9 protein-coding genes are annotated in these 7,689 nt (G+C 61.9%); all 9 read left to right on the forward strand.

What is annotated here, in order from left to right; all coding sequences use genetic code 11:
* The first annotated feature begins 115 nt into the window (after positions 1 to 115).
* The 9 genes from ACQKKX_RS20160 to ACQKKX_RS20200 all read left to right on the forward strand — a co-directional run bounded on the left by ACQKKX_RS20160 (position 116) and on the right by ACQKKX_RS20200 (position 7,494).
* Positions 116 to 1,297 (forward strand): Mrp/NBP35 family ATP-binding protein, encoded by a 1,182-nt coding sequence (locus ACQKKX_RS20160; protein WP_427573322.1) that lies wholly within the window; start codon positions 116 to 118, stop codon positions 1,295 to 1,297.
* 255 nt (positions 1,298 to 1,552) lie between these two features.
* Positions 1,553 to 2,527 (forward strand): magnesium transporter CorA family protein, encoded by a 975-nt coding sequence (locus ACQKKX_RS20165; protein WP_427573324.1) that lies wholly within the window; start codon positions 1,553 to 1,555, stop codon positions 2,525 to 2,527.
* A 250-nt stretch (positions 2,528 to 2,777) separates the two neighbouring features.
* Positions 2,778 to 3,965, forward strand: coding sequence for a cell wall hydrolase (locus ACQKKX_RS20170; RefSeq protein WP_427573346.1), 1,188 nt, complete (start codon positions 2,778 to 2,780; stop codon positions 3,963 to 3,965).
* A 228-nt stretch (positions 3,966 to 4,193) separates the two neighbouring features.
* Positions 4,194 to 4,544: an AtpZ/AtpI family protein gene (locus ACQKKX_RS20175; protein WP_427573327.1), complete on the forward strand. Its 351-nt coding sequence runs from the start codon at positions 4,194 to 4,196 to the stop codon at positions 4,542 to 4,544.
* A gap of 78 nt (positions 4,545 to 4,622) precedes the next feature.
* A complete protein-coding gene (locus ACQKKX_RS20180) occupies positions 4,623 to 5,375 on the forward strand; it encodes a F0F1 ATP synthase subunit A (RefSeq protein ID WP_427573330.1) in 753 nt (250 codons plus the stop codon).
* A 69-nt stretch (positions 5,376 to 5,444) separates the two neighbouring features.
* Positions 5,445 to 5,672, forward strand: coding sequence for a F0F1 ATP synthase subunit C (locus tag ACQKKX_RS20185; RefSeq protein WP_028750571.1), 228 nt, complete (start codon positions 5,445 to 5,447; stop codon positions 5,670 to 5,672).
* A gap of 88 nt (positions 5,673 to 5,760) precedes the next feature.
* Complete coding sequence (locus tag ACQKKX_RS20190; RefSeq protein ID WP_427573349.1) at positions 5,761 to 6,384, forward strand: F0F1 ATP synthase subunit B; 624 nt, start codon at positions 5,761 to 5,763, stop codon at positions 6,382 to 6,384.
* A 3-nt stretch (positions 6,385 to 6,387) separates the two neighbouring features.
* Positions 6,388 to 6,873, forward strand: a complete 486-nt coding sequence (locus ACQKKX_RS20195) for a F0F1 ATP synthase subunit B (protein ID WP_427573334.1) — start codon at positions 6,388 to 6,390, stop codon at positions 6,871 to 6,873.
* A gap of 222 nt (positions 6,874 to 7,095) precedes the next feature.
* Positions 7,096 to 7,494: a hypothetical protein gene (locus tag ACQKKX_RS20200; RefSeq protein WP_427573337.1), complete on the forward strand. Its 399-nt coding sequence runs from the start codon at positions 7,096 to 7,098 to the stop codon at positions 7,492 to 7,494.
* Positions 7,495 to 7,689: the final 195 nt, after the last annotated feature.

Raw genomic sequence — 7,689 nt, forward strand, 5'->3', positions numbered from 1 at the left:
CCGCTCTTTATTTGCTTCCCGGCGATCACGACCTATAAGCCGAATGCCTGTCGCGACGGACGGACCTGTCCGCGTGCGGCAAGATAACCTCGCCGGAAGACAAGAAGGAGCGGTCATGCCCGACGTCACCAAGGAACAGGTTCTGGAGACGCTGTCGAAAGTCCGCGGCCCCGATCTTGAAAGCGATATCGTCTCGCTGGGCATGGTGTCGGATGTCTTCATATCCGATGGGAAAGTATATTTCTCGGTCAGCGTGCCGGCAGAACGCGCGCGCGAACTTGAGCCGATGCGCGCCGCCGCGGAAAAGATCGTCAAGGCGATCCCCGGCGTCAGGGGCGTACTCGCCACGCTGACGGCGGACCGCAAGGCCGGTGCCGCGCCGACGCCGCCCCGGCCGCAGCCTGCCGCTGCTGCCGGGCAGGGCGGCCAGGCCCCGCGTTCGGGTTCCGCGCACCCGCATTCTCCGTCCGGCGCCACTCCGCCGAAACCGGCAAGACAGGGCGTGCCCGGGGTCGGCGCCATCATTGCGGTCGCGTCGGGCAAGGGCGGTGTCGGCAAGTCGACCACCGCCGTCAACCTGGCGCTCGGGCTTCTGGCCAATGGCCTGCGCGTCGGCCTGCTCGATGCCGATATCTACGGACCTTCGGTGCCGCGGCTTCTCCAGATTTCCGGACGGCCCGAGCAGATCGACGGCAAATACATCAAGCCGATGCAGAATTACGGTCTCAAGACCATGTCGATGGGTTTCCTGGTGGATGAGGAAACCGCGATGATCTGGCGCGGGCCGATGGTTCAGTCGGCGCTGCTGCAGATGCTGCGCGAGGTGGCCTGGGGCGATCTCGACGTGCTGGTGATCGACCTGCCGCCCGGCACCGGTGATGTGCAGCTGACCATGGCGCAGCAGGTGCCGCTCGCCGGTGCCGTCATCGTCTCCACCCCGCAGGATCTGGCGCTGATCGACGCGCGCAAGGCGGTCAACATGTTCCGCAAGGTGGAGATCCCGATTCTCGGAATCGTCGAGAACATGAGCTATTTCCTCGCTCCCGATACCGGCAACCGCTACAATATTTTCGGCCATGGCGGTGCCAGGGCTGAAGCGGAGCGGATCGACGTGCCCTTTCTGGGCGAAGTGCCGCTGACGATGGAAATCCGCGAACGTTCCGACGCCGGTACGCCGGTGGTCGCCTCCGTGCCGGAAGGTCCCTCGGCCGCCATCTACCGGGACATTGCCGCCGCCGTCTGGGCGCAGGTCTCCGGCCGGCCGCAGCGCAAGGCGCCTGCCATCCGCTTCGAGTAAGGGCATGGCGGGCAGTGGGAACCGATTTCCAGCGTGGCGACGGGCTTTGCGAGCGATCATTCCGTCGTCCTCGGGCTTGTCCCGAGGATCCAGTCACGACAATGATATCATGCGCTTGCAGATCCTCGGGACAAGCCCGAGGATGACGACCGAAAGGTTTGCGATCCATGTCGGGCGCCGGAAAACCGGAACCGTGCCGCTTCTTTTCAGCTTCCTGCCGTTCCTGACATCCCGTGACGCCGTGGAGACTTCGTCTTGATCAGTGCCTATCATTCCCACGGTTCGGTTGCGCCCCTTGCGGTCGAGGATAATCCGCCGGCGCTTTCCGAGGACATCGTCTGGCTCGATATGGTCGATCCGACCCCGGAAGAGGATCGCCATGTCGAGGAACTGCTTGGCATAGGCATCCCCACACGGATGGAACTAAAGGATTTCGAACCTTCGAGCCGCCTTTATATCGAAAAGAACGCCGTCTACATGACGGCCTCGCTGGTCTTCGGCGCAGATGGCGACACACCTGAGATCACCGATATCGCCTTCATCCTCACCGGCGGACGGCTTGTCACGCTGCGCTATGCCGATCCCAAGGCGTTCAGGCTGTTTGCGGCCGCCGTCTGTCGCCAGCCGGCGCAAGCGCCCTGGGTGGGCAAGATGCTGCTCGCCCGTCTGCTCGAAGCGATCGCCGACCGTACCGCCGAAATTCTCGAAACGGCGGTGTTGCGCCTCGATGCGCTGTCCAAGGAAATCTTCCGCTCGCGCGCCAGCCGCCGGCCGCCGCAGTTTCTCGAAGACAAGCTCGCCGATATCGCCGCTCACCACCGGCTGATCAGCAAGGTGCGCGATAGTCTCGGATCGCTGTCGCGCATGTTGACCTTCCTGCTCAACGTACCGCAGATTCATCACCATCCCGAAATCGAGGATTTGTGCCGCACCGTGGCGCAGGACATCGCCACCCTGTCGGAACACGCCAATTTCGTTTCCGGCAATATTGCTTTCCTGCTCGATGCCTCGCTCGGCCTCATCAGCGTCGAACAGAACGCCATCATCAAAATCTTTTCGATCGCCTCAGTGGTTTTCCTGCCGCCGACCCTGGTCGCCTCGATCTACGGCATGAATTTCCGCCACATGCCCGAACTCGACTGGACCTTCGGCTATCCGCTGGCGCTGTTCGGCATGGTGCTTTCAGCCGTCATCCCCTTCCTGTTCTTCCGCTGGAAGGGCTGGCTCTGAGCCGATTGCCGGCCGATCATCTCCCGCGTTTTCGATCCGGGGGTGGCGTGGCGCGGATGTCACATCCCCGCTGACATTTATGTGAATGTGCTGAAATGCCCGCTTGCGCGGGGCCTGCCGAGCCGTGCCGTTAACCCCTCATCAAGGTTAATGATTCATCTTCAAGTCATCGATTTGCCTTCGCTGCCTGTGTGTCTTGCGTCAGCGGCCTGCCGTCTTGGAGTACCCGGTTTTGCGTTCGATCAGCGTTTTGCGTCGCAAGTCCTCGTTCCGCATGGAAGGGTGGACCTCGCCTGCCGTTTTCGGCCTTGCCGCCTGGCTGGTGTTTCCTGCCGTTCCCTCGCATGGCGACCTCACCGATCTTCTGTCGGGCTTCGATCGTGACGGCGCGCAATGGCGCATGGTGATGACCAACTCGCCGGCCGGCTCCATCCACAATGCCGAACTGGCTTTCCCCGCTGCCGCTTCGCCACTGGGCGATGCCGGCATGCAGCTTCCCGATGGCCGCAAGGTGGCCTTTGTCGGCAATGGCCGTCCGAACGCGGAAAAGGACAATCCCGGCGACGGCACGACCGATGAGGAACGCGTGAACCGCGCTGCCAAGAAAGGCCGCGTCATGGCGGTGGAGCGCATGGCGCCCCCTAAGGCCTTCACCGCCGGCTCCGTGCTGCAACGCACCAGCTACCTGTTGAGCCGGCCGGAAAAGAGTGCCGACCGGGTTGCCTTCGTCAAGTCGAAGCCGGGCGAAAAGCCGGTTGAGCTGGCCGCCTTCTATTTCCGCAAGAAGGAAGACAAGCGGATCGATCCCCAGCTGGATCCGATGATCGCCAAGCTGGTGACCAACGACAACCCGGATATCCTTGCCACCGCCTATGCGCCCGCGCGCCCGGATTATTCGCGCCAGTCGCCCTTCGACGCGATCCTGACCGATCCGTCGAAATCCGATCCGAATGCCGGGCGCTTCGTGCCAGAAATCGGACCGAAGGACCACGCCTGGGCGGCCACCCCGCTGCCGCCGGAGGCGTTTTCGCCCAAGGAACAGCAGTGCCTTGCATCCGGCATTTATTTCGAGGCGCGCGGCGAATCGGTCAAGGGCCAGGCCGCGGTCGCCCAGGTCATCCTCAACCGCGTGCGCAACCCGGCCTATCCCGACACGATCTGCGGCGTCGTCTACCAGAACGAGGATTGGCGCAACCGCTGCCAGTTTTCCTTCGCCTGCGACGATATCAAGGATCGCATCCGCTCCGAGGAGCACTGGAAGATGGCCCGCGAGGTCGCCATGGCCGTCACTGCCGGCAAGATCTGGCTCACCGAAGTCGGCTCCGCCACCCATTATCACGCCGTTTACGTGCGGCCCAACTGGGCCCGCAGCATGCAGAAGCTCGGCCGTATCGGGTTGCATGTCTTCTACCGCACCCGTGGCGGCGGCTGGAGCTGAGCCGGCACCGATTCCCCTCCCTTTCTCCGCCAGCCGAGTGCATTATCCGCTAAGCTGCTGATTTCAGTCGGTTAATTTGTACTGGATGAAGCGCCTGCAACGCCTTGACTATAAGGGCGTGCAAAACTATGTTGCGGCGACTTCAAACGGGCCGGAAGGCGCGATTTCCTTGGGCTCAAGCATCTCTGATCGGCTTGCCGGCAGCGGGGTGGCAAGAGGACGACGCGAATGACGGACGACCGGGACGAAGGTCTGGAGCAGCGCCGAAAGCGCCTGACCGCGGCACTCGCGGAAAAGCGCAGCGACGACGCGGCAGGGGTGGCGAGGGAAGAGCAGTCCGAGGCGAGCCGCAAAGGCATGGCGCTGGGGCTGAAAATATCCTCCGAATTCATAGCTGCGATCGCTGTCGGCGCCGTGCTGGGCTATGTCCTGGGTCTGGTTTGGCCGGCATCGAAGCCATGGGGGCTAATCATTCTGCTCCTTCTGGGTTTCTGCGCCGGCGTGTTGAATGTGCTGCGTGCAGTCGGAATGGTGGCGCCGTCACCCTTTTCCGGCCAGAACGGGGCGGACAGGGACTGAAAGTGGCGGCTTCCAGGCCGTTTCGTTCGAAAAGAGAATAAAACGCGCGCGATGCGCGGCGAAGGAAGAGGGCAAGCGGTGGCAAACGATCCGATCCATCAGTTCCAGATCTCCAAGATCGTTCCGATCGAGATCGGCGGCATCGACCTGTCGTTCACCAATGCATCGCTGTTCATGGTCGCCACCGCCGCGGTCGCGACCGGCTTTCTCTATTTCGCTTCCGCCTCGAAGAGCCTGATCCCGGGCCGCGCGCAGTCGGTTGCCGAAATGTCCTATGAATTCATCGCCAATATGCTGCGCGAAGGCGCAGGCTCCCATGGCATGAAATTCTTCCCGCTGGTGTTTTCGCTGTTCATGTTCGTGCTGACCGCAAACCTGCTCGGCATGTTCCCGTACTTCTTCACCATCACCAGCCAGATCATCGTCACCTTCGCGCTGGCGGTCCTCGTCATCGGTACGGTTCTCGTCTACGGTTTCTACAAGCACGGTCTGCACTTCCTCAAGGTCTTCGTGCCCTCCGGCATTCCCGGCGTGCTTCTGCCGCTGGTGGTCGCCATCGAAATCATTTCCTTCCTGTCGCGTCCGATCTCGCTCTCCGTTCGTCTTTTCGCGAACATGCTTGCAGGTCACATCACGCTCAAGGTTTTCGCAGGCTTTGTCGTTTCGCTCGGCGCCCTCGGGCCCCTCGGTATCGGCGGCGCCGTCCTGCCCCTCATCATGACCGTCGCACTGACCGGTCTCGAATTCCTCGTCGCCTTCCTCCAGGCCTATGTCTTTGCGGTGCTGACATGCATGTACCTCAATGATGCAGTTCACCCCGGCGGGCACTAAGGATAACTACCCATTGGCGTCCTGAAGGCGTCAGTCATCAGCCGCAACACCCATTCGAAGGAGTTCATCATGGAAGCGGAAGCAGCAAAGTTCATCGGCGCAGGTCTCGCTTGCTTTGGTATGGCCGGCACGGCCCTCGGCCTCGGCAACATCTTCGGCAGCTACCTGTCGGGCGCCCTGCGCAACCCGTCTGCCGCTGACAGCCAGTTCGGCCGTCTGGTATTCGGCTTCGCCGTTACGGAAGCTCTGGGCATCTTCTCGCTGCTCATCGCGCTTCTGCTGCTCTTTGCAGTCTGATACGCGGCGAATTGATGCATTCGGATGGCGGCGGCCTCTTTGAGGGCGGCCGCCATCTTCGATATTCGAATTCCACCTGGAGGTGATGATGTTCGTGACACCGGCACATGCGCAGACCGCGCCGGACGCCACACAGACGCCGGCTGCACCGGGCACCGCTCCCGCGGGCGACGTGCATACCGAAACGGGCGTTGCACATGATGCGGCGCATGGCGGCGGCGTTTTCCCGCCGTTCGACAGCACCCATTTTGCGTCGCAGCTTCTGTGGCTGGTCATCACTTTCGGCGTGTTCTTCCTTCTCATGCAGAAGGTTATCGGTCCGCGTCTGGCAGCCATCCTGTCGGATCGCCATGACCGGATCGCCGCCGACCTTTCCGAGGCGAACCGTCTGCAGGCCGAGGCCGAGGCAGCCGTCGAAACCTACGAAAAGGAACTGGCTGCCGCCCGCGCCAAGGGTGCATCCATCGCCGATGCCGCCCGCGAGGCCGCCAAGACCAAGGCAGCTGCCGACCGCGCCACCATCGAAGCTGAACTGGCCGAAAAGCTCGCAACCGCCGAAGCCGGCATTGCCGGCATCAAGGCCAGCGCCTTTGCCAATGTGAGCGATATCGCCTCGGAGACCGCATCGGCAGTCGTCGAGCAGCTGATCGGAGGCAACGCCAGCGAGACCGAGATCAAGACCGCGGTTGCTGCCGCCAAGCAGGGAGCGTGATCCATGGCTTTTGATGCAACATTCTACGCGCTCGTCGGCCTTATCCTCTTCCTCGCGCTGGTGGCCTATCTGAAGGTTCCCGGCATGATGGGCCGCTCGCTTGACGAGCGCGCCTCAAACATCCGCGAAGAGCTGGACGAAGCCAAGCGTCTGCGTGAAGAAGCCCAGGCGCTGCTTGCCGAATACCAGCAGAAGCGCAAGGAAGCCGAAGCCGACGCCGCCAATATCGTTGCTGCCGCAGAACGCGAAGCGGCAGCGCTGACCGCCGAAGCCAAGCAGAAGACGGAGGAATTCGTCGCCCGCCGCAACGCGCTGTCGGAACAGAAGATCCGCCAGGCGGAAGCCGACGCGATCGGCTCGGTGCGCGCTGCCGCCGTCGATCTCGCGGTCGCCGCCGCCGAACAGGTCATTGCTGCCAAGGCCGACCCCGCCATCCGCGACAGACTGTTTTCGGATGCCGTCGCCCAGGTGAAGACGCGCCTGAACTGATCGGATCGGTCAGAGCGAAGTTTTGAAAAGCCGGGTGGTGACGCCCGGCTTTTTTGTTTGGGATATAGTGTTTGTCCGCACTGAAGCTCGGACAGGTTCTAGGAGCGCGCACGAAATGGGCCTCCCGTTCACCCTCTGGCGCAAATTGTAGATCATTGCGGAAAGCGTTCCTCAGCGCGAGAAACGGTTTCGGGCTGAATGGCCAGTAAGAAAGGAATGCAGATGTCGACCACTGTACAAAAAACGATACCGGCCGCCCGCATGCGGCAGTTCCAGCAGATGATCGAACGGTGGCTGGAGGAGGGTCCGATCAGGCTTGCGACAAATGCGACCCTGACTGCCATGGACAATGCCGAGATCCCGAAAGCCGAACAATGGGCGATCATGGAGGACCGGGATATCATCATGAAACACAACATGCGGCTTGGCCTGATCAGCGAGATATTCGCCCCAGCCATCGAAAAGGCAGTGAAATCGTCTCGCTCAGGAAGTGAAGCCCAGGACGAGATCGCCCGGCTGATCGTGACTGCGATCGGTATCCGCCAGGACGATGAAAGCGAAATTGTCACTTTCACATTCGCCACTCAGAGCGAGGCGGATGCATTCGACAAATCCATCTGAAGGCACCGACGGGAAAGGGTTTGCAGCCTTGTGACTGTACGCAGCCTACCAGTGGCCGGCCCGTTTGTCTTCTGGTGACGCAAAGCTGCCAAGACAGCTTTCGGCCGAGGCTGTGTGAAAACACCAGCGCATCCCATGGTATTTCGTCATCGAGCTTGGTCTGGCGGGATTGGTTAGATTTTGCGCCTATCGGAT

It is taken from the genome of Neorhizobium sp. NPDC001467, assembly GCF_050275975.1.
Lineage (GTDB): Bacteria > Pseudomonadota > Alphaproteobacteria > Rhizobiales > Rhizobiaceae > Neorhizobium.